The organism is Streptomyces sp. NPDC091412 (assembly GCF_044756885.1).
Lineage (GTDB): Bacteria > Actinomycetota > Actinomycetes > Streptomycetales > Streptomycetaceae > Streptomyces.
Genome location: NZ_JBIVTV010000005.1, coordinates 64,789 through 87,069 on the forward strand (window position 1 = coordinate 64,789; position 22,281 = coordinate 87,069).

At 73.0% G+C, this 22,281-nt stretch carries 20 protein-coding genes; 4 read left to right on the forward strand and 16 right to left on the reverse strand.

Annotated features, from left to right (window positions below; genetic code table 11):
- Window positions 1–27: 27 nt before the first annotated feature.
- Both ACIQMV_RS14965 and ACIQMV_RS14970 read right to left on the reverse strand, forming a co-directional pair.
- A complete protein-coding gene (locus tag ACIQMV_RS14965; protein ID WP_402592995.1) occupies window positions 28–1,257 on the reverse strand; it encodes an SPFH domain-containing protein in 1,230 nt (409 codons plus the stop codon).
- A gap of 33 nt (window positions 1,258–1,290) precedes the next feature.
- Window positions 1,291–1,542, reverse strand: coding sequence for a hypothetical protein (locus tag ACIQMV_RS14970; RefSeq protein ID WP_141355947.1), 252 nt, complete (start codon window positions 1,540–1,542; stop codon window positions 1,291–1,293).
- A gap of 186 nt (window positions 1,543–1,728) precedes the next feature.
- On the opposite strand from ACIQMV_RS14970, the gene ACIQMV_RS14975 reads away from it, so the two are divergent.
- Window positions 1,729–3,081, forward strand: coding sequence for an amidase (locus ACIQMV_RS14975; RefSeq protein WP_402592997.1), 1,353 nt, complete (start codon window positions 1,729–1,731; stop codon window positions 3,079–3,081).
- Between the two features lie 27 nt (window positions 3,082–3,108).
- Here ACIQMV_RS14975 and ACIQMV_RS14980 read toward each other — a convergent pair whose 3' ends face one another.
- Together ACIQMV_RS14980 and ACIQMV_RS14985 are read right to left on the reverse strand one after the other, a co-directional pair.
- Window positions 3,109–3,591 (reverse strand): GNAT family N-acetyltransferase, encoded by a 483-nt coding sequence (locus ACIQMV_RS14980; RefSeq protein ID WP_141355951.1) that lies wholly within the window; start codon window positions 3,589–3,591, stop codon window positions 3,109–3,111.
- A 53-nt stretch (window positions 3,592–3,644) separates the two neighbouring features.
- Window positions 3,645–3,818, reverse strand: a complete 174-nt coding sequence (locus tag ACIQMV_RS14985) for a hypothetical protein (protein ID WP_141355952.1) — start codon at window positions 3,816–3,818, stop codon at window positions 3,645–3,647.
- Window positions 3,819–4,262: 444 nt separating this feature from the next.
- Between ACIQMV_RS14985 and ACIQMV_RS14990 the strand changes: the two genes are divergently transcribed.
- Window positions 4,263–4,691 carry a hypothetical protein gene (locus ACIQMV_RS14990; RefSeq protein ID WP_402593000.1) on the forward strand — a complete coding sequence of 143 codons (429 nt, stop codon included), beginning with the start codon at window positions 4,263–4,265 and terminating at the stop codon, window positions 4,689–4,691.
- 55 nt (window positions 4,692–4,746) lie between these two features.
- Here ACIQMV_RS14990 and ACIQMV_RS14995 read toward each other — a convergent pair whose 3' ends face one another.
- From ACIQMV_RS14995 to ACIQMV_RS15020, 6 genes are all read right to left on the reverse strand, one after another.
- On the reverse strand, window positions 4,747–6,222 hold the full coding sequence (locus ACIQMV_RS14995; protein ID WP_402593002.1) for an SDR family NAD(P)-dependent oxidoreductase: 1,476 nt from the start codon (window positions 6,220–6,222) through the stop codon (window positions 4,747–4,749).
- A gap of 103 nt (window positions 6,223–6,325) precedes the next feature.
- A complete protein-coding gene (locus ACIQMV_RS15000) occupies window positions 6,326–7,687 on the reverse strand; it encodes a wax ester/triacylglycerol synthase family O-acyltransferase (protein ID WP_141365947.1) in 1,362 nt (453 codons plus the stop codon).
- Between the two features lie 168 nt (window positions 7,688–7,855).
- Complete coding sequence (locus tag ACIQMV_RS15005) at window positions 7,856–10,186, reverse strand: GH92 family glycosyl hydrolase (RefSeq protein ID WP_402593003.1); 2,331 nt, start codon at window positions 10,184–10,186, stop codon at window positions 7,856–7,858.
- 139 nt (window positions 10,187–10,325) lie between these two features.
- Window positions 10,326–11,546, reverse strand: coding sequence for a glucose-1-phosphate adenylyltransferase (gene glgC / locus ACIQMV_RS15010; protein ID WP_402593004.1), 1,221 nt, complete (start codon window positions 11,544–11,546; stop codon window positions 10,326–10,328).
- A gap of 57 nt (window positions 11,547–11,603) precedes the next feature.
- Window positions 11,604–12,755 carry a glycogen synthase gene (gene glgA, locus ACIQMV_RS15015; RefSeq protein WP_402593006.1) on the reverse strand — a complete coding sequence of 384 codons (1,152 nt, stop codon included), beginning with the start codon at window positions 12,753–12,755 and terminating at the stop codon, window positions 11,604–11,606.
- Window positions 12,756–12,795: 40 nt separating this feature from the next.
- Window positions 12,796–13,689 carry a (2Fe-2S)-binding protein gene (locus ACIQMV_RS15020; RefSeq protein WP_402593007.1) on the reverse strand — a complete coding sequence of 298 codons (894 nt, stop codon included), beginning with the start codon at window positions 13,687–13,689 and terminating at the stop codon, window positions 12,796–12,798.
- Between the two features lie 241 nt (window positions 13,690–13,930).
- On the opposite strand from ACIQMV_RS15020, the gene ACIQMV_RS15025 reads away from it, so the two are divergent.
- Window positions 13,931–15,097: a DMT family transporter gene (locus tag ACIQMV_RS15025; RefSeq protein WP_402593008.1), complete on the forward strand. Its 1,167-nt coding sequence runs from the start codon at window positions 13,931–13,933 to the stop codon at window positions 15,095–15,097.
- A gap of 157 nt (window positions 15,098–15,254) precedes the next feature.
- Here the strand turns inward: ACIQMV_RS15025 and ACIQMV_RS15030 are convergent, their stop codons facing one another.
- On the reverse strand, window positions 15,255–16,424 hold the full coding sequence (locus tag ACIQMV_RS15030; protein ID WP_402593010.1) for a transglycosylase family protein: 1,170 nt from the start codon (window positions 16,422–16,424) through the stop codon (window positions 15,255–15,257).
- Between the two features lie 415 nt (window positions 16,425–16,839).
- Here ACIQMV_RS15030 and gndA point away from each other — a divergent pair, with 415 nt between their 5' ends.
- Window positions 16,840–18,279, forward strand: coding sequence for an NADP-dependent phosphogluconate dehydrogenase (gene gndA, locus ACIQMV_RS15035; protein WP_402593012.1), 1,440 nt, complete (start codon window positions 16,840–16,842; stop codon window positions 18,277–18,279).
- Window positions 18,280–18,476: 197 nt separating this feature from the next.
- Here gndA and ACIQMV_RS15040 read toward each other — a convergent pair whose 3' ends face one another.
- The 5 genes from ACIQMV_RS15040 to ACIQMV_RS15060 all read right to left on the reverse strand — a co-directional run bounded on the left by ACIQMV_RS15040 (window position 18,477) and on the right by ACIQMV_RS15060 (window position 22,279).
- A complete protein-coding gene (locus ACIQMV_RS15040) occupies window positions 18,477–18,731 on the reverse strand; it encodes a hypothetical protein (protein ID WP_402593014.1) in 255 nt (84 codons plus the stop codon).
- An 833-nt stretch (window positions 18,732–19,564) separates the two neighbouring features.
- Window positions 19,565–20,227 carry an aspartate/glutamate racemase family protein gene (locus ACIQMV_RS15045; RefSeq protein WP_402593016.1) on the reverse strand — a complete coding sequence of 221 codons (663 nt, stop codon included), beginning with the start codon at window positions 20,225–20,227 and terminating at the stop codon, window positions 19,565–19,567.
- Window positions 20,228–20,234: 7 nt separating this feature from the next.
- A complete protein-coding gene (locus ACIQMV_RS15050) occupies window positions 20,235–20,579 on the reverse strand; it encodes a GNAT family N-acetyltransferase (RefSeq protein WP_402593018.1) in 345 nt (114 codons plus the stop codon).
- 18 nt (window positions 20,580–20,597) lie between these two features.
- Complete coding sequence (gene panD / locus ACIQMV_RS15055; protein WP_402593020.1) at window positions 20,598–21,017, reverse strand: aspartate 1-decarboxylase; 420 nt, start codon at window positions 21,015–21,017, stop codon at window positions 20,598–20,600.
- A 773-nt stretch (window positions 21,018–21,790) separates the two neighbouring features.
- Window positions 21,791–22,279: an HIT family protein gene (locus tag ACIQMV_RS15060; RefSeq protein ID WP_402593021.1), complete on the reverse strand. Its 489-nt coding sequence runs from the start codon at window positions 22,277–22,279 to the stop codon at window positions 21,791–21,793.
- Between the last annotated feature and the right edge of the window lie 2 nt (window positions 22,280–22,281).

A 22,281-nucleotide genomic window follows, 5' to 3' on the forward strand; every position in this document is an offset into this window, starting at 1 on the left:
GGCGGCGGTCCGGGCCCGGCGCGGGCATCAGCGGGTTCGGGGGTCCGGCCGTTCCCCGTCGGCCGTGTCCTCGCGCGGCTCGGCTTCCCCGGTGTCCGGCCGCGGCGCGCTCGGGCCCCTCAGCGCGAGCCGGCCGTCGCCCTCCTCCGGCCGGGCGCCGCCGGAGTTCCGGTCGCCGTGGCCGTTCAGGTTCTGCCGGACCGAGTCCAGGATCGTCAGACCCTGGGCGACCAGACCGGCCGCGATCTCGCCAAGTCCGTCGGCGCCGTTCAGGACGTTGACGTTGGCCCCGGAGAGGCCGCCCGCCGCCTCCTTCACGATCAGCGGCAGCTGGTCGATGAGCATCCGGTCCAGGGCGACACGGTCGAACGACGCCGCGGCCTCGGCCTGGATCTTCATCCGCTGCGCCTCGGCGGCGGCGAGGACCCTGACGCGTTCGGCCTCGGCCTCGGCGGGCTTCACGATCTCGGCCACCAGCTCCTGCTGGCGCAGCCTGGCCTGCCGCTGAGCGAGTTCGGTCTGGGCGTCGAGCACCTCCTGCCGGGCGTGTGCCTGCGCCAGCGGGCCGGCCTGGGCCGACCGTGCCTGGGCGCGGTCCACCTCGGCCGAGTACTCCGCCTTCACCACCGCGGTCTGCCGGGCGTACTCGGCCTGCTGGCGCGCCGCCTCCTGCTCCGCCTGGGCGGCCGCCTGGTTGGCCTGGGCCTGGGCGATCTGGGCCTGCCGCCGGATGGCCGCCTTGTGCGGCGCGGACATCGCGTCGATGTAGCCGGTGTCCCCGTCGTCGATCGACTGGATCTGCAGCGAGTCCACGATCAGGCCGATCTTCGCCATCTCGGTCTTCGAGGTGTCCAGCACCTCGGCGGCGAGCTTCTGCCGTTCGGTGACGATCTCCTCGACCGTCATCGAGCCGATGATGGCCCGCAGGTGGCCGGCGAAGATCCGGCCGGTCAGGACCGACATCTGGTCCTGGTCGGAGAGGAACCGCTGGCCCGCGTTGATGATGCTCTCGGTGTCGTTGCCGACCTTGAAGGCGATGACGGCGCGCACGTGCAGCGCGATGCCCTGCCTGGTGACACAGGTCTCGACGACCTCGGACTCGCACATGGACAGGGTGAGGAAGCGGACCTTGCGGAAGACAGGGAGCACGAACTTGCCGTGGCCCGTCACCACCCGGAACGGCGCGCCGCCCAGTCCCCGCCTGCCTCCGGAGATCAGCATCGCCTCGTCGGGGGCGGGAACGCGGTAACCGAACATGGTCTTGTTCTCCTTAGTCCGGATCAGCCCGGATCAGCCCCGCTCTACAGGATCGTCCCGCAATCTCTCCAAGGGGTCGCCCCACGCGATGACGTCGACCTCACGGCATCCGCGTGATTCGACCACGAGCACCGTCGCACCGATCGGCAGCGGTTCCTGCGACCAGGCGAGGAAGGTCTCGGAACCGCCTCTGACCCGTACCAGGATCTCGCCCGGACCGGCGGAACCGCGCGTTCCGATGAGAAGCTCCCCCGTGCAGCCGATCACGGCCTCGTCCTGTGCCATCGCCGACCGGTTCCCCTCGTACGCGTCCTCTGCCTTCGACCTTAGACCCACTCGGACGGGCCGCATACGCCGCTGCACCGGCCTTTCCGCGACGGGCGCCTCTCGACGCGGCACCCGCCGCCGGGCACAGTTCTCCCTGCGTACTCGCGAGTACGAAACCGCCCGCCCCCCATCCGAGGAGCGCCCGTGACCAGCTGGGCCGGCCGCAGTGCCGCCGAGATCGCCGCCGCCGTACGCGAGAGGCGGGCCACGCCCCGCGAGGTGGTGGCCGAGCACCTCGCCCGTATCGAGCGGCTCGACGGCCGCGTCGGCGCCTTCCGCGCGGTCCGTGCCGGGGCCGCGCTCGAGGAGGCCGACGAGGTGGCGGCCCGCGGCGATCTGGCCGGGCTGCCACTCGCGGGAGTCCCGGTGGCCGTCAAGGACAACCTGGCGGTGCGGGGCGAGTCCAGCCGGGTGGGTTCGGCCGCGACCTCGGACACTCCGGCCGTCGACGACCATGTCACGGTGGCCCGGCTGCGGGCGGCGGGCGCGGTGGTCGTCGGGGTGACGAACGTGCCCGAGCTGTGCGTCTTCGGCACCACGGAGGGCGTTCACGGCACCACCCGCAACCCGTGGGACACCACCCGGAACGCGGGCGGCTCCTCGGGCGGCAGCGCGGCGGCGGTCGCCGCCGGCATGGTCCCGATCGCCCTCGGCAACGACGGCATGGGCTCGCTGCGCATCCCGGCCGCCAACTGCGGCCTGGTCACCATCAAGCCGGGTCACGGGGTGGTGCCCGCCGGTATCGGCGAAGGCGACTGGTTCGGCATGGCCGAGAACGGGCCGCTCGCCACGACCGTCGAGGACGCGCGGCTGATGCTCTCCGTACTGACCGGCACCGAGGTCGCACGCGGTCGGGAGGCGGCCCCGCGCACGATCGCCGTGTCCGTGCGCAGCCCGCTCGCCGGGGTGGGCGTGAGCAGGCCCTACGCCGTCGCCACCCGGGACGCGGCACGGTTGCTGGCCGGGGCCGGTCACCGGGTGCGCCGGGCCGAGCCGCCGTATCCGATGTCGCTGGGCGTGACGGCTCTGCGGCACTGGGCGGCGGGCACGGCCGTGGACGCGGCGGGCCTGGACCCGCGGCGGCTGGCCCGGCGCACCCGGGTGCACGCGGCCGTGGGGCGGCGGTTCCTGAACGGGGTGCGCGCGGATACGCGGCGGGAGGCGCTGCGGCGGCGGATGGAGCCGTTCTTCGCCGAGTACGACGTGCTGCTCACCCCCGCGCTGGCCCGCCGCTCCCCGCAGGCCGGGCCCTGGCACGAGCGGGGCTGGCTGCGCAACGTGCTGGCCGACACCTCCTACTCGCCGATGACCCCGCCGTGGAACCTGACCGGATGGCCCGCGATGGCGGTGCCGTTCGGCACGCTGCCCTCGGGCGCCCCGTGCGCCGTTCAACTGGTGGGCCGTCCTGGCTCGGAGGCGGACCTGCTGGACCTGGCGGAGCAGATCGAGCGGCTGCGCCCGTGGCCCCGGACGGCGGACCTGCCGTCGGACGTGTAGGGCCGCCCCGGACGCGCAGGGCCCGCTCTAGAGGGCCCGGTACATGATGTGCAGGCCCACCAGGCCGTGCCGGGGGTGCTCGAACGCCTCCGGCACCGTGCCGAGGATCCGGAAGCCGAGCGAGGTCCACAGCCCGACGGCGGGGTTGGTCTCCACGACGGCGTTGAAGACCATCGCCCGGTAGCCGGCGGCCGTCGCGGCCTCGAGGACGTGTTCGGCCAGGGCACGGCCGATGCCACGTCCGGCCTGGTCGGGGTCGACCATGAAGCCCGCGTTGGCGACGCGGGCCGCGGGACCGCCGTAGTTGGGGGTGACATAGGCGGAGCCGACGACCGCCCCGGTGTCGTCCTCGGCGACGTACACGCTTTTGGCGGGACTCATCCACAGGGCCCGGGCATCCTCCTCGGAGGTGTCCGGGTCCCAGGCGTAGGTCTCGGCGGCGGCGACGATCCGGTGCCAGAAGGGCCAGATCCGCGGCCAGTCCTCGGCCGCGGCTTCTCTGATCAGCATGGGCGTGAGTCTGGCACGCCCATGCGGTCGGCGATCGCGACGGTTTCTGGCGGTCAGTCCACGCTGGGCAGGATGTGCGGCTCGGCCAGGTCGTCCTCGTAACCCGCCAGGCGGATCGGGGCGGAGCGGGCCCACACGTCGAGGCTGCCCAGGTCTGCGGGCCGTCGGCCCGCGCGCTCCGTGCGTTCGTTGGGGCGCTGCTCGCGATTCGTCTTCTCCGGTGTCACCGCGCACTCCTTATGTGTCGGTCACCCTCGGGGCATGCGGCCGGTACGCACCGCGCCGCCCGAAGCCCGCTCGGGTCTGGTTCTCTGGCATCTCGGACGCGGTGGCGTCGGCAACTGAGGTGCGAGCAGGCCGTGGTGCACCGGCTTGCCCCGGGACGGACCATGGGTGTGGATGGAACCCCTAGTCGCTGTCCGTCCACCCCAGATTAACCAAATGAGCGGACCCCTGCTCGATGGGGCTGCAAAGAGCAGGTAACTATCTGACGTCGCGCGTGTTGATTGGACCACTTACGGGGCGATTTGTCGCATCATGTGCCGGGCGGGATTCATCCCTGAGGGCTACCCGGCACACCCGTGGGACAGTTCAGGTTCCGTTGGCCGCGCCGCAAGCTCGCCATGATCTGCTGACCCACCACGACGGCTTTCTCGCGGGAGGACCGACGCATGGAGCTGCGCAGCGCCGAGGAGCTCATGGACCTGCTGTACGCCTGCCCGCCCGACGCCCGCGCCCACGCCCTGCGCACCGCCGCCCTGCTGCGCCGGCACCATCCGGCCGACAAGGAGCTCCAGGTGGCGGGCCTGATCCACGGCATCGGCCGGCTGTTGCGGCCGGGCGGCGGAACCGGTGCGTCCGACCCGGCGGCGGACGCGGTGCACGCGTTGCTCGGCGGGCGCGTCTCCCGCCTCGTACGGCGGCACGCGGCGCCCGCCGGCGGCCGTCTGCCCGACGAGTCCGACGAGGACGCGCTGTCGTTGCGCCAGGCGGCCGAGGAGGCCCGCACCACCGGCTTCGACGCCGGCGTCCTGGAGGACTGGCGCACGGTCCTGGAGCTCCTCGCGGCGGGCAACTACCGGCTGCGGACCGTGGACTGACACGACGTCGGAAGGGACCCGGCCGGGCAGCCTGAGGGCCGTCCCGGCCGGCGGTTCACCACTTGCCCGGCGCGTAGTCCTTGAGGAAGACGCCGTACAGGTCCTCGCCCGCCTCGCCGCGGACGATCGGGTCGTAGACGCGGGCGGCGCCGTCCACCAGGTCGAGCGGGGCGTGGAAGCCGGCCTCGGCCATGCGCACCTTGTCGGGGTGCGGGCGCTCGTCGGTGATCCAGCCGGTGTCGACGGCCGTCATCAGGATGCGGTCCTTCTCGAACATCTCCTCGGCGCTGGTGCGCGTGAGCATGTTCAGGGCGGCCTTGGCCATGTTGGTGTGCGGGTGGCCGGCACCCTTGTAGCCGCGGTTGAACACGCCCTCCATGGCGGAGACGTTCACGATGTAGGTGCGGCGGGCCGCGGCGGCCGCCATCGCCGGACGCAGCCGGCTGATCAGGATGAAGGGCGCCGTCGAGTTGCACAGCTGGACCTCCAGCAGCTCCACCGGCGTGACGTCCTCCACCGCCTGGATCCAGCTGTTGGTGTGGTGCAGGTCGGGCACCAGCCCGCCGGCGTCGATGGCCGTGCCGGCGGCGATCCGCTCCAGGGACGCCGAGCCGGAGACCAGCGCGAGGTCGGTGACGTCCTGGGCGGTGAGCGCGCCACCGCCCGCCACCGGCAGCTCCGCGACCGCCCCGGAGCCGAACGTGCCGATCACCTCGGCCGCGGGCAGTTCACCGGCCGGCATCGGGGCCGACTCGGCGGCGACCAGCTCGCTGTAGGCCTGCGGGGAGCGCCGTACGGTCTGGGCGGCGTTGTTGATCAGGATGTCCAGGGGCCCCTCGGCGGCGACCGAGTCGGCCAGGGCCACCACCTGGGCCGGGTCGCGCAGGTCGATGCCGACGATCTTCAGCCGGTGGATCCACTCGTCGCTGTCGGGCTGGGCCTTGAAGCGGCGGACGGCGTCATTGGGGAATCGGGTCGTGATCGTGGTGTGCGCGCCGTCGCGCAGCAGCCGCAGCGCGATGTACATGCCGATCTTGGCTCGGCCGCCGGTGAGCAGGGCGCGCTTGCCCGTGAGGTCGGCGCGGGCGTCCCGGCGGGCGCGGTTCTCGGCGGCGCACCGCGGACAGAGCTGGTGGTAGAAGTAGTCGACCTCGACGTAGCGGGTCTTGCAGACGTAGCAGGAGCGCGGGCGCTGGAGTATGCCCGCGATCTGCCCCGCGCGCGTCACGGACGAGGGCAGGATGCCCTCGGTCTCGTCGTCGATGCGCTGCGCGGAGCCGGTGGCCGTGGCCTCCGTGACCGTCTTGTCGTTCGCGGTCTTGGCGGCCCGGCGCTCCTGGCGGCGGCGCTGCTTGACCGTGCGGTAGATGTGCGAGGTGGCCCGGCGCACGGCGACCGCGTCCGGGTGGTCCACGTCGATCCCGTCGAGCTCCTGGAGCACGGCGAGGCACACGGCCAGGCGTTCGGGGTCGATACCGGGCCCGTACACCACTTCGTCCGTGGCCGTCGAGCCCTCGTCTGTCACCGTCATCGCGCTGCCGTTCCCTGATCACCCGTGCGGCGCTCCGACTCGCGTCCGCTTTCGAACCGGGGATTTTACGGCAGCGCCGGGCCCGTAGGCCAAACCGCGGTGATCAGGATCCGCAGACCGTGATCAGGGTCTCCACCTCCTCGGCCACGGCGCGGGCGAGCCGGTTCAGGTCGGGCACGGCCTGCGCGTCGGCGACGAGCCCGTAGTGGACCTGGCCGCGGTAGGTGGAGATCGCGACGGCCAGGGACTGGCCGCGGGCCAGCGGCGCGAAGGGGTAGACCTCGGTCAGCGGGTGACCGCCGAGTTTCAGGCCGATGCCGGGCAGCGGCACGCTGGTGACCAGGATGTCGAACCACAGCCGGGCGGCCTGGGCGACCAGGGGTCCGCCGAGCCGGTGGCCGAGGGCGGGCACGTGGTCGGCGAGCAGCGCGACCGCGCCCGCGCCCCGGTTGGGCCCGGCGTCCTTGTTGCGGTCCATGGCGGTGCGCACGGCGCCGAGCCGGCGCAGCGGGTCCGGGTCGCCGACGGGGAGTTCCATCAGGTAGCCGGAGAGCCGGTTGCCCTGCGGGTGGGCGGTGCGCGGGCGGCGCCTGGAGACCGGGATCAGGGCGCGGGGCGCGATCCCCTCGGTGCCCTCGCCGCGCTCGTCGAGCCAGCGCCGCAGGGCGCCGGCGACGACCGCGATCAGCACGTCGTTGACGGTGCCGCCGACGGCCTTGCGGACCAGGTGCACGTCGTCGATGTCGACGACCGCGCCGGCGGTGCGGCGGGTTCCGGTGGGCTCGGCGGTGAGCGCCGGGGTGGACCGGGTGGCGAGGGACGAGAGGGCGACCGAGGCGCCGATGTCCAGGGCGCGGCCCACGTCGGACAGGGCGCCGCGCAGCGCCTCGGGCAGCTTGCGGACGTCGGGCAGCGGACCGCGTGCGGGCGCGGCCGGACGGGGCCGCGGGGTGGGCATGTCCATGGGGTCCAGAACGGCCGCGGCGAGGGTCAGGGCGCGCAGGCCGTCGGCGAGGGCGTGGTGGAACTTGAACAGCACGGCGAAGGAGACGCCGTCCTCGCCCGGCAGCACGTGCGCCTCCCAGGGCGGGCGGTTGCGCTCCAGCGGGCGCTGCATGAGCCGGCCCGCCTCGGCGTGGAAGTCCGTGGCCGGGGCGTGCAGCCGGACATGGTGGAGCGGGTCGAAGCCGGGGTCGGGCTCGCGGGCGGCGCCGCCGAAGCCGAGCGGCGGGCGCAGCGCCTGGGCGAGGGGCCGGCGCAGGTCGAGCGGCCGCCACACGTCCCGGATCCGCATGCGCAGGCCGGGCACGGCGGCCGCGCGGGCGGCCAGCAGGTCGGCCGCGTGGGCGCCGGCGGTCGGCGAGTGGGCGGAGAAGACCCCGAGGGCGCCGAGGTGCATGGGGTGGTCGGCGGACTCGATGTTCCAGAACGCCAGGTCGAGGGGAGCGAGCAGGTCGGGAGTCAATGGCTTGCCTCGCATCGGCGGTGGGTGTGTGGGCAGTCAACCGCCCTCGACTGATTACAGTCAAGTACGATCAAGCTACTCTCAGTTAACAACAGATTAAGTCGGACCCCAAGAGAAAGGGGTGGGGCACATGGGGCCTTTGAGGTCACTTCGGGCCTGCCTCGGGTGTCATCGCAGGGCGGGTGGCGCGGCCTGCGCGGACGTGCCCCACGCCGAGGGGCGGGGTCCCACGGTGTAGCTCAGGGTGCCGAGCGACCGCAGGGCGCGGGTGGTCAGATACGTCCGGTCGTGCGGCACCCCACCGGCCCGGACCGACTGGATGTACCGGTCCTCCCGCGAGGTGCCCGGCGCCGTGATGGTGAGGCCGCCGCGCGGGTAGTAGCCGCGGTCCAGGCGCAGGTCGACGCGTTCGAAGACGGGCGTGGACAGGCCCCAGGCGGGATAGCCGGGCTGGACGGGGAACAGGCCGACGGAGGCCAGCACCTTCCAGGCGGACATGGTGCCCAGGTCGTCGTTCCCGCTCAGCCCGGCCGGCTCGTCGGTGAACAGGGTCAGCGCGGCGTGCACCACGTCGGTGGTCTTCCACGGCTGCCCCGTCGACAGGTAGGTGTACGGCGCGGCGAGGTCCGGCTCGTTCATCGGGTTGTACCTGTCCGCGTCGTAGTAGGCGTACGGCCCGCTGACCCAGGTCTCGCGGACGGTGCGCTCCGGGTCTCTCAGCAGGTCGGCGTAGGCGAAGAACGCGTCGAGCCGTTCGTTGGCGGCGCGCCGGCCGCCGATCAGGCGCACCAGGCCGGGCAGGTCCTGCGGCACCAGCCACTGGTACTGCCAGGACGTGCCCTCGTGGAAGCCGACGCCGCGGGCCGGGTCCGCCGGTCCCGTGAAGGCGCCGGAGGCGTCGCGGGCACGGAAGAAGCCGGTGGCGGGGTCGAACAGCCCGCGGTAGGCACGGGATCGGGCGGCGTACCGCGCGGCGTCCGCGTGGTGGCCGAGGGCGCGGGCCATCTGCGCGAGCATCGCGTCCGACAGGGCGTACTCCAGGGTCGCCGACGCGCCGAACGCGTAGTCGGAGTGACCGGGCTTCGCGGGCTCGTGGCCCTTGCGGTACGGGACGTAACCGCGGGCGAGGTAGTCCGGGTTGGCGTCGCGGCCCACGGCCGGGGAGTCGGCGGGCGGCACCCCGTCGGCGTTCCGCCTCAGCGCCCGGTAGGCCCGCTCCTCGTACCCCTTCAGCAGACCCTGCTGGTAGGCGTTGGTCAGGAACGGGGTGACCGGGTCGCCGGTCATGACGTTCGTCTCGACGGTGCCGTAGCCCCACTTGGGCAGCCAGCCGCTCTCCTCGGCGACCCTGATCACCGAGATCGCCATGTCCCGGGACTCGCGCGGCGCGAGCAGGGCCAGCAACGGGGCCTGGGTGCGGTAGGTGTCCCACAGCGACCAGTTCTGGTAGTAGGTGAAACCCCGCGCCCGGTGGATCCGCCCGTCCCAGCCGGTGTAGCGGCCGTCGGCGTCGCTGCCGGTGTTCGGCGCCAGGAACGAGTGGTAGAGCGCCGAGTAGAACGTGCGGCGCAGGACCGCGTCGCCGCCCCGGACGCGTACGTCGCCCAGCCGCCTCTCCCAGGACCGCCGGGCCGCGTCGCGCACCGCGTCGAAGGAACGCCCGCCCTCCGCCGCCAGGTTGCCCGCCGCGCCGGCCGCGTCCACGTAGGACAGCGCGGTCGTCGCCTCCACCGTGCGGTCCTCGGTGGTGTCGAAGCGGACGTAGGCGCCGCCGTGTCCGGTTCTGGACCCCGCCGTGACCCTGGTGCCGTCCCAGGTGCCGTACGCCGTGAAAGGCCGGTCGAAGCGGGTGACGGTGTAGACCGTGTAGGGCCGGGTGTCCCGGCAGAAGCCGCGGCCTGTGATCGCGGTCCGCACGGTGCGGTCGTCCAGGATCTCCACCTTCGCGGCGACCGGCTTGTGCAGCGCCTGGGCCGCGTTGAGCAGGATGTTGGCCTTGCGGGTGGCCGGGAAGGTGTAGCGCTGCACCCCGGTACGCGCGCTCGCCGTCAGTTCGGCGCCGATACCGCCGGTGCCCGGGGACAGGCCGACGCGGTAGTAGCCGGGGCTCGCCCGCTCGGTGTCGTGGCTGAAGACGGCCGCGTACTTCGCGTAGTCCGTCCGAGTGACGTCACCGGTGGTCGGCAGCACCGGCAGGTCGCCGCCGATGCGGCAGCCGACGCCGGAGAGGTGGACCAGGGAGAAGCCGCGGACACGGTCCTGGTCGTGGTCGTAACCGGTGCTGTGGCCGGTGTCCGGCGAGAGCTGCACCATGCCGAAGGGCACGGCCGCGCCGGGGAAGGTGTTGCCCTCGTTCGCGGTGCCGATGAACGGGTCGACCAGATCGGTGAGCCGGTCGTCGCGCGCTTCGGCGGCCGGTGCGGCGACGGGAGCGGCGGTCAGCGCGGACGCTGCCACCGCCCCCGCCGCGCACAGGCGCAGGAGCCGGGTCCATCTCATGCAGGAAGACCTCCGAAGGAGACGTCACTGCCTGCATGATCGGGTCTGAGGGCCGGTCAGCCCGGCAACCGGCGGGTGTCGCGCGCGACGCGTCGCGGATCGGCGCCCCCTGCGCGACCCTCGGACGCGCCGCGTCCGGCTACGGGACCAGCTGTCCCTTGCCGAGGGCGATCACCCCGCCCCGGGAGACGGTGTACAGCTCGGCGTCCCGCTCGGGGTTGACGCCGATCGTCGCGCCGGGCGGCACCTCGACGTTCTTGTCCAGGACCGCGCCGCGCACGATGGCGCCCCGGCCCACCCGGACGTTGTCGTGCAGCACCGAGCCCTGGACGACCGCGCCCGGGTCGACCCGGACACCCGGCGACAGCACGGAGCGGGTGACCTGCCCCCGGATCAGGCAGCCGGCGCTGATGATCGACTCGCCCGCGATCCCGCCCGCGTTGAACCGGGCCGGCGAGAGCTGACCCGAGTGCGTGTAGATCGGCCAGTCGCGGTTGTAGAGGTTGAACGCGGGGCGCTCGGCGATCAGGTCCATGTGGGCGTCGTAGTACGCGTCGAGCGTGCCGACGTCCCGCCAGTAGCCCTGATCACGGCTGGTCTCCCCGGGCACGTGGTTGGAGCCGAAGTCGTACAGCTGCGCCTCGCCGCGGTCGGTGAGCTGGGGCAGGATCGAGCCGCCCATGTCGTGCACCGACCGGTCGTCCTCCGCGTCCCGCTGAAGTGCCTCGATCAGCACCTTGGTGGAGAAGACGTAGTTGCCCATCGAGGCGAAGACGCACTGCGGGTCGTCGGGCAGCCCCGGCGGGTCGGCGGGCTTCTCCAGGAAACGCTGCACGGTCTGCCCGTCCGAACCTGGGGTGATCACCCCGAACGACGACGACTCCGCGCGCGGCACCCGGATGCCCGCGACCGTCACACCCGCGCCGCCCTCGATGTGCTCCCTGAGCAACTGCCGCGGGTCCATGCGGTAGACGTGGTCGGCACCGAACACCGCTACGTAGTCGGGCTGTTCGTCGTGGATCAGGTTGAGCGACTGAAGGATCGCGTCGGCGCTGCCCAGGTACCAGCGCGGCCCGAGCCGCTGTTGGGCGGGGACCGGGGTGATGTAGTTGCCGAGCAGGCTGGACATCCGCCACGTGGTGGTGATGTGCCGGTCCAGCGAATGCGACTTGTACTGGGTCAGCACGCAGATGCGCAGGATGTCGCCGTTGACGAGGTTGGACAGAACGAAGTCGACGAGCCGGTAGGTGCCGCCGAACGTGACCGCGGGTTTGGCGCGGTCCGCGGTCAGCGGCATCAGCCGTTTGCCCTCTCCGCCCGCGAGGACGATCCCGAGGACCGAAGGTCCACCACGACGCATGGCCGCTCCCCTCACCCGGTTGCGTCCCTCCTGCACCTGAGCAGGAGGGATAGAGCCCTAAGCCTGTCCGAGGATCTCCTCGTAGAGCCGCACGGTGCGCCGGGCGACCGCGTCCCAGCCGAACTCCTCCACCGCGCGCCGTCTTCCGGCCTCACCCATGCGGCGGGCGCCGTCCCGGTCCGCGAGCACCGTGTCGAGGGCGCGGGCGAGCCCGGGCTCGAAATCGCCGTCCACCGGCACGAGTACCCCCGTCCGGCCGTCGTCGACCACCTCGGGGATCCCGCCGACCCGGGAGGCCACGACGGGTGTGCCGCACGCCATCGCCTCCAGGTTGACGATGCCCAGCGGCTCGTAGACCGAGGGGCAGACGAAGACGGCGGCGTGGGTGAGGAGCTGGATCACGTCCGGGCGCGGCAGCATCCGCGGAATCCAGTGCACGCCGTCGCGGGTCCGGCTCAGCTCCTGGTAAAGGTCCCGGAACTCCCGGTCGATCTCCGGTGTGTCCGGCGCCCCCGCGCACAGCACCACCTGCGCGGCCGGGTCGATGTCCCGTACCGCCCGCAGCAGATGGGGCACGCCCTTCTGCCGGGTGATGCGGCCGACGAACAGCACGTACGGGCGGTCCGGGTCGAGGCCGACGCGGTCGAGGGCGTCCGTGCCGTGGTCCGGCCGGTAGAGGGTGGTGTCGATGCCGTTGTGGATGACGTGCACCCGGGCCGGGTCGAGCGCCGGGTAGCAGCCGAGGATGTCCTCGCGCATGGCGCCGGAGACGGCGACGACCGCGTCGGCGGACTCGATCGCGGTGCGCTCGGCCCAGCCGGACAGGGCGTAGCCGCCGCCGAGCTGTTCGGCCTTCCAGGGGCGCAGAGGCTCCAGGGAGTGCGCGGTCATCACGTGCGGCACGCCGTACAGCAGTTTGCCGAGGTGACCGGCGAGGTTGGCGTACCAGGTGTGGGAGTGGACGAGTTCGCGGCCCTGGAGCGCGGCGGCCATCGCGAGGTCGACGGAGAAGGTGCGCAGCGCGTCGTTGGCGCCGTCCAGCGCGGGCCAGGGACGGTGGCGTACGACGCCGTCGGCGCGGCCCTCGCCCCAGCAGTGCACCTCCAGGTCCACCAGCGGCCCGAGCTCCCGCGCGAGGAACTCGACGTGGACGCCCGCACCGCCGTAGACGTCCGGCGGGTACTCCCGGGTCAGCAGTCCCACGCGCACCCGCAACCCCCTGGTCCGAAGCGGCCGGTCGCCTTCATGGTCACTCAGATGCGGCCCGTGGGGAAGAGCCCGGCACCCGGGTGAAGCAGCAATCCCCGCAGAGGCCGCCGCCGGGGACGCGGTAGTAGAGGCAGCAACTGCGCCGCCGGAAGCCGCCGCCGGTACCCGTGCCGGCCCCGTGGAGGAGGGGATGGGCGAGGAGGCGTGCGGCCAGTTCCCGGGCGTGGTGGCCTGCCGCGGTACGGCCGCTGTCACGCGCCCGGCTCTCCAGCAGGCGTGCCGCGGCCGCCAGCGCGGAGGCCGCGTTGCCCCGCAGCAGCCCGGGTGCGAGGCGGTACCGGGCGCGCAGGGCGGCCGCCAGGGGTTCGAGGTGCCCGTGCAGGACGGCGTCCGCGACCGCGTCCGGGTCCGCCGGGCGGGCGCGCACCTCGGTGAGCCACAGGTCGTCCGGGGCGCTGCCGGCGGGGTCCCAGAGGATCAGACGGGCGTCCAGGTCGGGGAGCCGCCCGTACAGCACGGCGCAGCCGAGCGCGGCCGACCACAGCCGGGCGGCGAGCGCCTGGTGCGCGACCGAGGCGGCGACCCGGGCTTCGGGGGCGCCGATGCCGTCGGCGACCCGGCGGACCCGTACGGCCAGGGGATGCCCGTCGGGGTCGGTCGCCGGGTCGGTGGTGGAGGCGGTCGCCGGGTCGGTGGTGGAGGCGGTCGCGGGATCGGGGACGGGAGCGGTCGCGGGAGCGGAGACGGGAGCGGTCGCGGGAGCGGTGACGGGAGCGGTCGTGGGATCGGTGACGGGAGCGGTCGTGGGATCGGTGACGGGAGTGGCGTAGGCCTGGGCCAGGGAGGGCAGTGGCCGGTGCGGCGGGGCGCCGGTCCGCAGGACGAAGAAGCCGCCGAGGTCGTTCAGCGCGGCGAGGTCGGGGGCGAGGTTCACGGGAAGCAGTAGTACCAAGGCCCGTCGAGCGGTGCGCAAGGGGTTCCGGCAGGCGCTCCGCGTCCCGTGTCGCCCACCCAGGGGAGGACGGCGGGCGGGGCGTACTCCATCGGCAGTAGGACCTATTGACTGCTCAGGGACGACGACGCGAGGCGATCGGCACGGCAGGGTGGTCAACCATGGAAGCCGACCGTTCGTCGCGCCGGGGTCGCCGCCCCAGCCCCACGCGGAGGTGCAGCTCATGAGCGCCCTCGCGCTGTCCGTGCTGCTGTCCTTCGTGTCCGCCGTGGCCTACGCCGGCGGTGCGATCGTCCAGGAGCGGGTCGCGGTGTCCTCCCCCGGCGAGCGGTACGCGCCGCTGCGCCGGCCCGCCTGGTGGGCGGCGCTGATGCTGAACGGTCTCGGCGGACTGCTGCACGTGGTGGCCCTGGCCTGCGGCCCGCTCAGCCTGGTGCAGCCGCTGGGCGCCCTGACCATCGTGTTCGCGCTGCCGATGGCGGCCCTGTTCGTCGGCCGTCGGGCCGGCGCCGCCGCCTGGCGTGGCGCGATCATGGCGACGGTGGGGCTCGCGGGTCTGCTGTCCCTGGTGGGCGCCTCCCAGGCCCAGTCGCTGAGCACCGCGCAGCGCGGGGGCCTGGCCGTGGTGACCGCCGGTGTGGTCGCGGCGCTCACGGTCGCGGGCCGGGCGGCGCACCGGCATCCGGCGGTGCGCAGCGTGCTGCTCGCCACCGGCTCCGGCATCGCCTTCGGCATGTCCTCGGTGTTCACCAAGACCGTCACGGTCGACTTCACCGACGGAATCGCGACGTCGGAACTGCCGTCCCTGGCCGCGATAGGCGTCCTGGCCACGGCCGGGATCCTGTTGTCGCAGGCGTCGTACCGGGGCGGTGGCCTGGCGGCGCCGCTGGCCACTCTGACGGTGGTGAACCCGGTGATGGCGGCCGCGGTAGGGCTCACGCTGTTCGGCGAGACCTTCCGCTACGGCACGACGGGCACCGTGCTCGCCCTCGGCTGCGGTGTGGTGGCCGCGGGCGGGCTGATCCTGCTGACGACCGAGCGCATCGAGCGTACGGCTCCGGTCGTGGTGAGCGGGCCGGGCCCGGACGGGGAAGCGTCGCCCGCCGGGGTGGCGCCGTCCGTCGAGGTGCCGTCACCCGCAGAAGCGGTGTTGTCCGCCGAGGCGGCGCTCTCCGCCGAGGCGTCCGGGGCCTCCGGGCGGGGCGTGAGGGTGGACACGGTCGTCGTCCCGGTCGCGCCGGCGGCGCGGGAGGAGGACCCCGCGCAGGGGGAACCACCGCTCGTCCTCGGCCTGTTCTACGGTGCCCCGTGCTACGGCGGGCAGTTCCACGCGAACCCCTGCGTACCGGCGCCCGTGCCCGGCCGACACGAGTCCCGCGTCGGATCCTGAACTCCGGCGCCCGGGCCCGGATCCGGGACGGGTCCGGGACGGGTCCGGGACGGGTCCGGGACGGATCCGGGTCCGGGACGGACCCAGGTGCGGGTCCGCGTACTGGTACGGGTCCCAGTCCGACTCCGGGCCCGGGTTCCGATCCCGTTGCGGCGGGTCAGATCCTGACGCCGCGGGCCCTCAGATAGGCGAGCGGGTCGACGTCGGTGCCGAAGCCGGGCCCCGTGCGCACCTCGAAGTGCAGATGCGGCCCGGTGACGTTGCCCGTGGCCCCCGAGCGGCCGATGCCGCGCCCGGCGGCGACCGTCTGCCCGGCCCGCACGGATATCGCCGACAGGTGACCGTACTGCGTGTAGTGGCCGTCGGCGTGCCGGATGACCACCTGGTAGCCGTAGGCGCCGCCCCAGCCCGCGCTGACCACCCGGCCGGCCGCGGCCGCCTTCACCGAGGTGCCGGTGGGCACCTCGAAGTCGACGCCGGTGTGGTAGCCCTTCGACCAGTGGGCACCGTTCGCGTGGTAGGGCGTGCCGACGCTGCCGCCGACGGGGGCGACGAGGATCTGCGGGGTGGCGTGGGGCCGGGACTTGGCCGTGCCGGCGGCGGGCTTGGCCTCCCTGGCGGGGCGCGTGGCGGTGGACGTCTTGCGGTGCGGCTCGGCCGTCGTACGCGACTTGGGCACGCTGAGCCGCTGGCCCGGCACGATGAGGTTCGGGTCGGTGCCCACGGTCGTACGGTTGGCGACGTACAACTGCCGCCAGCCGCCGGAGACATGACGCTCCTCGGCGATGCCGGAGAGGGTGTCGCCGCGGACCACCTTGTACATCTCGGCGCTGCCGGCCCGCGCCTGCGGCGCGGTCTGCGGCCGTACGTCGACCTCGCGGGCGGAGCTCTTGGCACCGCGCACGGTCCGCTGTCCGGCCGTGTCCGGGTGGACGTCGGGGGCGCCGCCGCCCCGGGCGAGACCGGCCCGCGTCGAGCACACCGGCCAGGCACCGGGTCCCTGCCCGTCGAGGACCTTCTCCGCGACGGCGATCTGCTGGTCCCGGGTGGCCAGGTCCGCGCGGGGCGCGTACCGCGTCCCGCCGTACGCCTCCCAGGTGGATCGGGTGAACTGGAGCCCGCCGTAGTAGCCGTTGCCCGTGTTGATGTCCCAGTTGCCGCTCGACTCGCAGGCGGCCACCTTGTTCCAGGTGGAGGCGTCGGCGGCGTGCGCGGCTCCGGCGCCGATGAGCGGAATGGCCATCCCGGCGCCGCCCGCCGTGACGGTGAGCGAGGCGCGGTTGATCCTGTTCGGCTGATACCGGCGGTGCCGGCCGCGTACGGCCATCTCAAGCCCCCTCGACATGCGTCAGGAGGGGCGAAAGTAACCGCCGCGAACAGGCCGTGACAAGACGGCTATCGGCCGGTTCGTCACCCCAACTGGCCGGTTACAGGCCTTGATTGGCCGGATCCTCCGGTCGTGCGCTGAGCCACTGGGCCCCCACCGCGCGTATGGAAGGGTGCCGGGTCCAAATGTGCGCCCGCCGTACCGGCACGTCAGGATGGTCGAAAGGGTATGAACGGCGATACTGGCGGGCACGGCGGCGCGACGGACGGCGGGCCGGCGGGCCGGCGACGAGACCGACGGCAAAACCGGCGGCGGACCGGACGTCAGCGGCACCGGCGGCGGACCGGCCGGCGGCACCGCGGCGGGCCCCAGCGTTCCACTTGATGATTCACCGGATTTTCGAGGAGCAGGCGGTATGAGCACTACAGCCCAGATCGGCGTCACGGGACTCGCGGTCATGGGCCGCAACCTCGCCCGCAATTTCGCGCGCAACGGCTACGCGGTCGCACTGCACAACCGGACGGTGGCCCGGACGCACGCCCTGGTCGAGGAGTTCGGGCACGAGGGGGACTTCGTCGCGGCCGAGACCGCGAAGGAGTTCGTGGCGGCCCTGGAGCGGCCGCGCCGCCTGGTCATCATGGTGAAGGCCGGCGAACCGACCGACGCGGTGATCCAGGAGTTCGCCCCGCTGCTGGAGCCCGGCGACATGATCATCGACGGTGGGAACGCGCACTTCGCGGACACCCGGCGCCGGGAGCGCGAGCTGCGCGAGCAGGGCATCCACTTCGTGGGCACCGGGATCTCCGGCGGTGAGGAGGGCGCGCTGCACGGGCCGAGCATCATGCCGGGCGGCTCGAAGGAGTCGTACGACTCGCTCGGTCCGATGCTGGAGAAGATCTCCGCGAAGGCGAAGGACGGCGCTCCGTGCGTCACGCACGTCGGCCCCGACGGCGCCGGGCACTTCGTGAAGATGGTGCACAACGGCATCGAGTACGCCGACATGCAGCTGATCGGCGAGGCGTACCAGTTGCTGCGGGACGTGGCCGGGTACTCCCCCGCGCAGATCGCGGAGATCTTCCGCACCTGGAACACGGGCCGGCTCGACTCGTACCTGATCGAGATCACGGCGGAGGTCCTGTCCCACGTGGACGCGGCGACCGGCAAGCCGTTCGTGGACGTGGTGGTGGACCAGGCCGAGCAGAAGGGCACCGGCCGCTGGACGGTCCAGATCGCCCTCGACCTGGGCGTGCCGGTCTCGGGCATCGCGGAGGCGGTCTTCGCCCGTTCCCTGTCGGGCCACGCGGACCTGCGGGAGGCCTCACGCGGACTGGCGGGCCCGAAGGCGTCCCCGCTGAGCGAGTCGGAGGCGGCCGCCTTCGCCGACCGGGTGGAACAGGCGCTGTACGCCTCGAAGATCGTGTCCTACACCCAGGGCTTCCACGAGATCGCCGCCGGCAGCGAGGAGTACGACTGGGACATCGACCTCGGCGCGGTCTCCGCCATCTGGCGCGGCGGCTGCATCATCCGCGCGGCCTTCCTGGACCGGATCCGCGCGGCTTACGACGCCCGCCCGGACCTGCCGAGCCTGCTCTCCGACGACACCTTCGCCCAGGAGATCGCGGCGGCCCAGGACGACTGGCGCGAGGTCCTGGTCGCCGCGACCCGGAAGGGCGTTCCGGCCCCCGGCTTCTCGGCCGCCCTCGCGTACTACGACGCCCTGCGCGCCGAGCGGCTGCCCGCCGCGCTCACCCAGGGGCAGCGGGACTTCTTCGGGGCGCACACGTACCGGCGGGTGGACCGGGACGGCTCCTTCCACACGCTGTGGGGCGGGGACCGGTCGGAGGTCACGGCGTAGGGGTTCCGCTTCCCCGGCCGCCTCGGCCGGGGGTCGCTGCGTAGCAGACGGAAGACGGTGGGCGGCTGGGGAGCCGCCCACCGTCTTCCGTCGTTCGCGGGCGGAGGCGAGGGGTGCCTGCGGTACGTCTGCGCGGTACCGGGGTCGGGTCGGTCCCGGGGGGCAGGCCGGGTCCCGGAGTCGGTCAGGGACCACAGTCAGGTCGGGGCCGGGGTCAGGCCAGGTCCCGGGGTCAGGCCAGGTCCCGGGGTCAGATCGAGGCCCGGGGTCAGGCCGGGGCCCGCGGTCAGATCGGGACCCGGGGTCAGGCCGGGGCCCGCGGTCAGATCGGGACCCGGGGTCAGGCCGGGACCCGCGGTCAGATCGGGACCCGCGGTCAGATCGGGACCCGCGGTCAGGCCGGGGCCCGCGGTCAGATCGGGACCCGCGGTCAGATCGGGGCCCGGGGTCAAGTCCCGCAATCAGGCCGGGTTCCGAGGTCAGGTCGGGTGTCGGGTCAGGGGGCCCGTACCGCAGCCGGGTCAGGACTCGGGGTCAGGTCGTGTGTCGGGTCAGGGGTGGTCCCGGCTCCGGGTTCGGGAACGGCTCCGGGCCCGGCGGGATCGGGGACGGCGAGGGTTCCGGAGGCGGAGGACCGGGCGGAGGGCTGGGGATCGGGCCCGGGGGCGTGGGCGGGATCGGGCCGGGTCCTGGCGGCGGGGGCGGAGGCGCGGGAGGCGGGGTCGGGCCCGGACCGGGTGGCGGACCTGGCGGTGGGCTCGGCGGCGGCCCTGGTGCCGGAGGGGGTTCCGGGGCCGGGGGCGGCTCCGGTGTGGGCACGGGGTGCGGTTGCGGCTGCGGATGCTGGGGGTCCGGACCCGGCATGGGTGAGGGCGAGGTGGGGTCCGGGTACGGGTCGGTCATGGCGTCCTCCGGCCAGTCGGTCGACATCGGCTCTGGACTACTCCCCCACCTACCCGACCCCCGCGCCACCAGTCACCCGACGGCGCCGGGGGGAGGACCCGGGTGGCCCCCGCCTCACGGGGATCGGGAAGGGCGCGTCCGCCCCGACGAGAGCCGGCGCCATCGCTCCATGGGCGCTGCGGGACGTCCGTCCGGCCCAGCCTGCACGTACGGCCTGCTGGGCAACCCCCGACGACCGCGGCGCGTGCCGCGGGCCATGGCCGTGAGCCGTGGCCGTGAGCCGTGGCCGTGAGCCGTGCGCCGTGGCCGTGAGCCGTGCGCCGTGGCCGTGAGCCGTGGCCGTGAGCCGTGCGCCGTGGCCGTGGGCCATGGGCCGTGGAGGTCAAGCGGACCTGTTTCGTGCCGCACCTGCCGCCGCTACCGCTGCCGCCGCCGCGAGACCCTGGGCGGGGCTGGAGAGGACGGGAATCGAGGTCGTCGTGAGGTCCTGGGCGGGAGCCATGGAGGCCTGGGCGAGGACGATCGCGTCGGCGTGGGTGACCCGGTCGGCCACGGCGGCCACTTCGCGCACGTATCCCTCGTTGTCGCCGGCCTCGAAGCGGGACCAGGCGGCGTCGGCGAGCACGGGGCGGACGGTGACGGTGCGCCCGGCGCGGCGGGCCTCCTCCTCGATGAGCGCGGTGGTCGGCGCGAGGGTGCTCGCCAGCGCCGCGAGGAGGACCACCCGTGACCCGGCGGCGACCGCGGCGGCCGCCATGGGGCGGTCCACCCGCAGCACCGGAACGGCGAGCCCCGACGCCCCCGCCTCCTCCGCGACGCCCCCGAGGGTCGAGCAGGTGCACAGGACCGCCCGGGCACCCTCGGCGACCGCCCGGCCCAGCACCGCCGCCACCGCGTCCGTCACCGCCGCAGGACCTTCCCGGCGGGCCCGGCGCAGCAGCCGCTCGTCGACGAAGTGCCGTAGCCGGAGGCCGGGGTGGGTCTCGTCGCGCAGCGCGTCGAAGACCGGGACGTGCACCGGCGAGGTGTGCAGCAGGGCGAGCATCGACCGCTCAGAACCGTTCCGGATGCGCCGCGAGCCACTCCCGCGCGGCACCCAGCAGCTCGGGGTCGGCCGCCGGTGCCTCGTCACGGTGACGTTCGGCCCACTTGACGACGTACGGACAGAGCGGGGCCACGGCGGCACCCTCGCGCCCGGCGATGGCGTACAGCTCGCGCGCCAGCGAGCCGGCGATGCCCCTGCCCTCGTGAGCCGGCTCCACGATCGTGTGCACGGGTACCAGCGCGCACCCGGGCCGTTCGAGGAGGAAGTACTCGATGCGGCCGACGACCGCACCGCCCTCCACCGCCTCGAGGCGTCCCGCCGTCCGGTCGTCGCGGATCTCGATGTCGCTCACGGTCACGCTCCTGGTCGGTCAGCTCGATACGGCCTGCGGGCTGCGCTCCTGGTCGGAACCCGGCACCGGCTGGGAGGCATCGGCGCCGAGCGCCACCATACGGTTGTCCGCGTCGACGTGGACGACCCGCGGCTGAAAGTCCCGCGCCTCGGCGTCGGTGACCTGGGCGTAACTGATGATGATCACCAAGTCACCGGGGTGCACGAGATGAGCGGCGGCACCGTTGATCCCGACGACCCCGGACCCGCGCTCCCCCTCGATGACGTACGTCTCCAGCCGGGCGCCATTGGTGACGTCGACGATGTGGACGAGCTCACCGGGCAGCAGATCGGCGGCGTCGAGCAGGTCCGCGTCGATGGTCACGGATCCCACGTAGTGCAGGTCGGCCTGGGTGACGGTGGCGCGGTGGATCTTGGACTTGATCAAAGTGCGCAGCACTTTAGACTCCTAGAAGATGGCTCCCTGCCAGCGTTCTGCAGGTCAGGGGCGTCGTTCACTGTACACCGGCATGCCTTCGACTCGAAGACTTTCCACAACATCGTGCGCCGTGGCGAGCAGGCTTCTCACCTGCGCGATCTGCGCGAATCAAGCTGCCGCGGAGCCGTCGGCCAGGAACAGGTACGGAAGACTGTCCCGGTCTAATGCTGATTGGATGCCGACTTACCTGATGACTCATCAGGTAAGTCGCGGGAACCAGAGCAAGGTGCTACTGAAATTGCACTCGTGGTGTCGTAGGGACTGACGGCGGGTCGTCTGCTGCGGTATCACCGGGGCATGCAGTCTCCACAGGGGGGCGGGCTGACCGCCGAACGCCAGCAGTTCCGCGAAGGGTTACGGATCCAGGCGGCGGAGCGGTTCGCCCTGGGTGAGGCGAGTGCGGTGATCGCCAAGGACCTAAGTCCTCGACGTTCGCGATAAGTAGTTCTCGCGTGGTGTCAGAGGTGACGTTTTCCGCGACGCATGCCCAGAGGCGATTCCGGTACTCAGCGATTGCGTCCACTTGCTCCTATGTCAATCAGGCTGCTTGTTGGAGAGATGAGCGGTCGGTGAGGATGCGGGCGTCGTTGAGAAGGGCTCGGTAGACGACGTCTGAGAGCCGCCGCCGCAGGGCTCGTATCGCTTCACGTTGAGGGTGCGCGGTGTAGAAGACTGCAGCGCTTCCTCGCGCATGCTCGCCCGACTGCGCCGTGGTGTCGGCCCGGCACCGGTTATCAGCTGCGGTCTTCGATGCTGCTGTCGGTGATCGCTCGGAACAGCTCGCGAGCCCGCTCGCAGAACTGCTCGACATCCGTGATGTCCGGCTCCTCACCGTCCGCCAGCATCCGGGCCTGGAGCTGCTCAGAGCGCAGCCCGCCGTAGCGGGCTCGCACCTCGGCGGTCACCGGCTGGACCGCGATGTGCAAGTGCTTGCGTGCGTCGCGGCCGTGCGACCACATGCAGACGTAGGTCTGCTCCGGCCGGCACAACGTCTCCACGACACGAGCGGTAACGCGCAGCAAGGGGCCGAGTTCCGCCGCTGCCGTGTCGTCGAGCTCCGCGATGGCCACGACATGCTCCCGTGGACCGACGATCAAGGTGCCGAGGTTCATCGGACCGACGACATGGTTCACCAACCAGGCAGCGGTTTCGTGCAGGACGCCCCCGGGCAACTCCCGGCGCCCCGTCAGAAGGTCACACCCAAGACACCCCGTCACGTCCACGC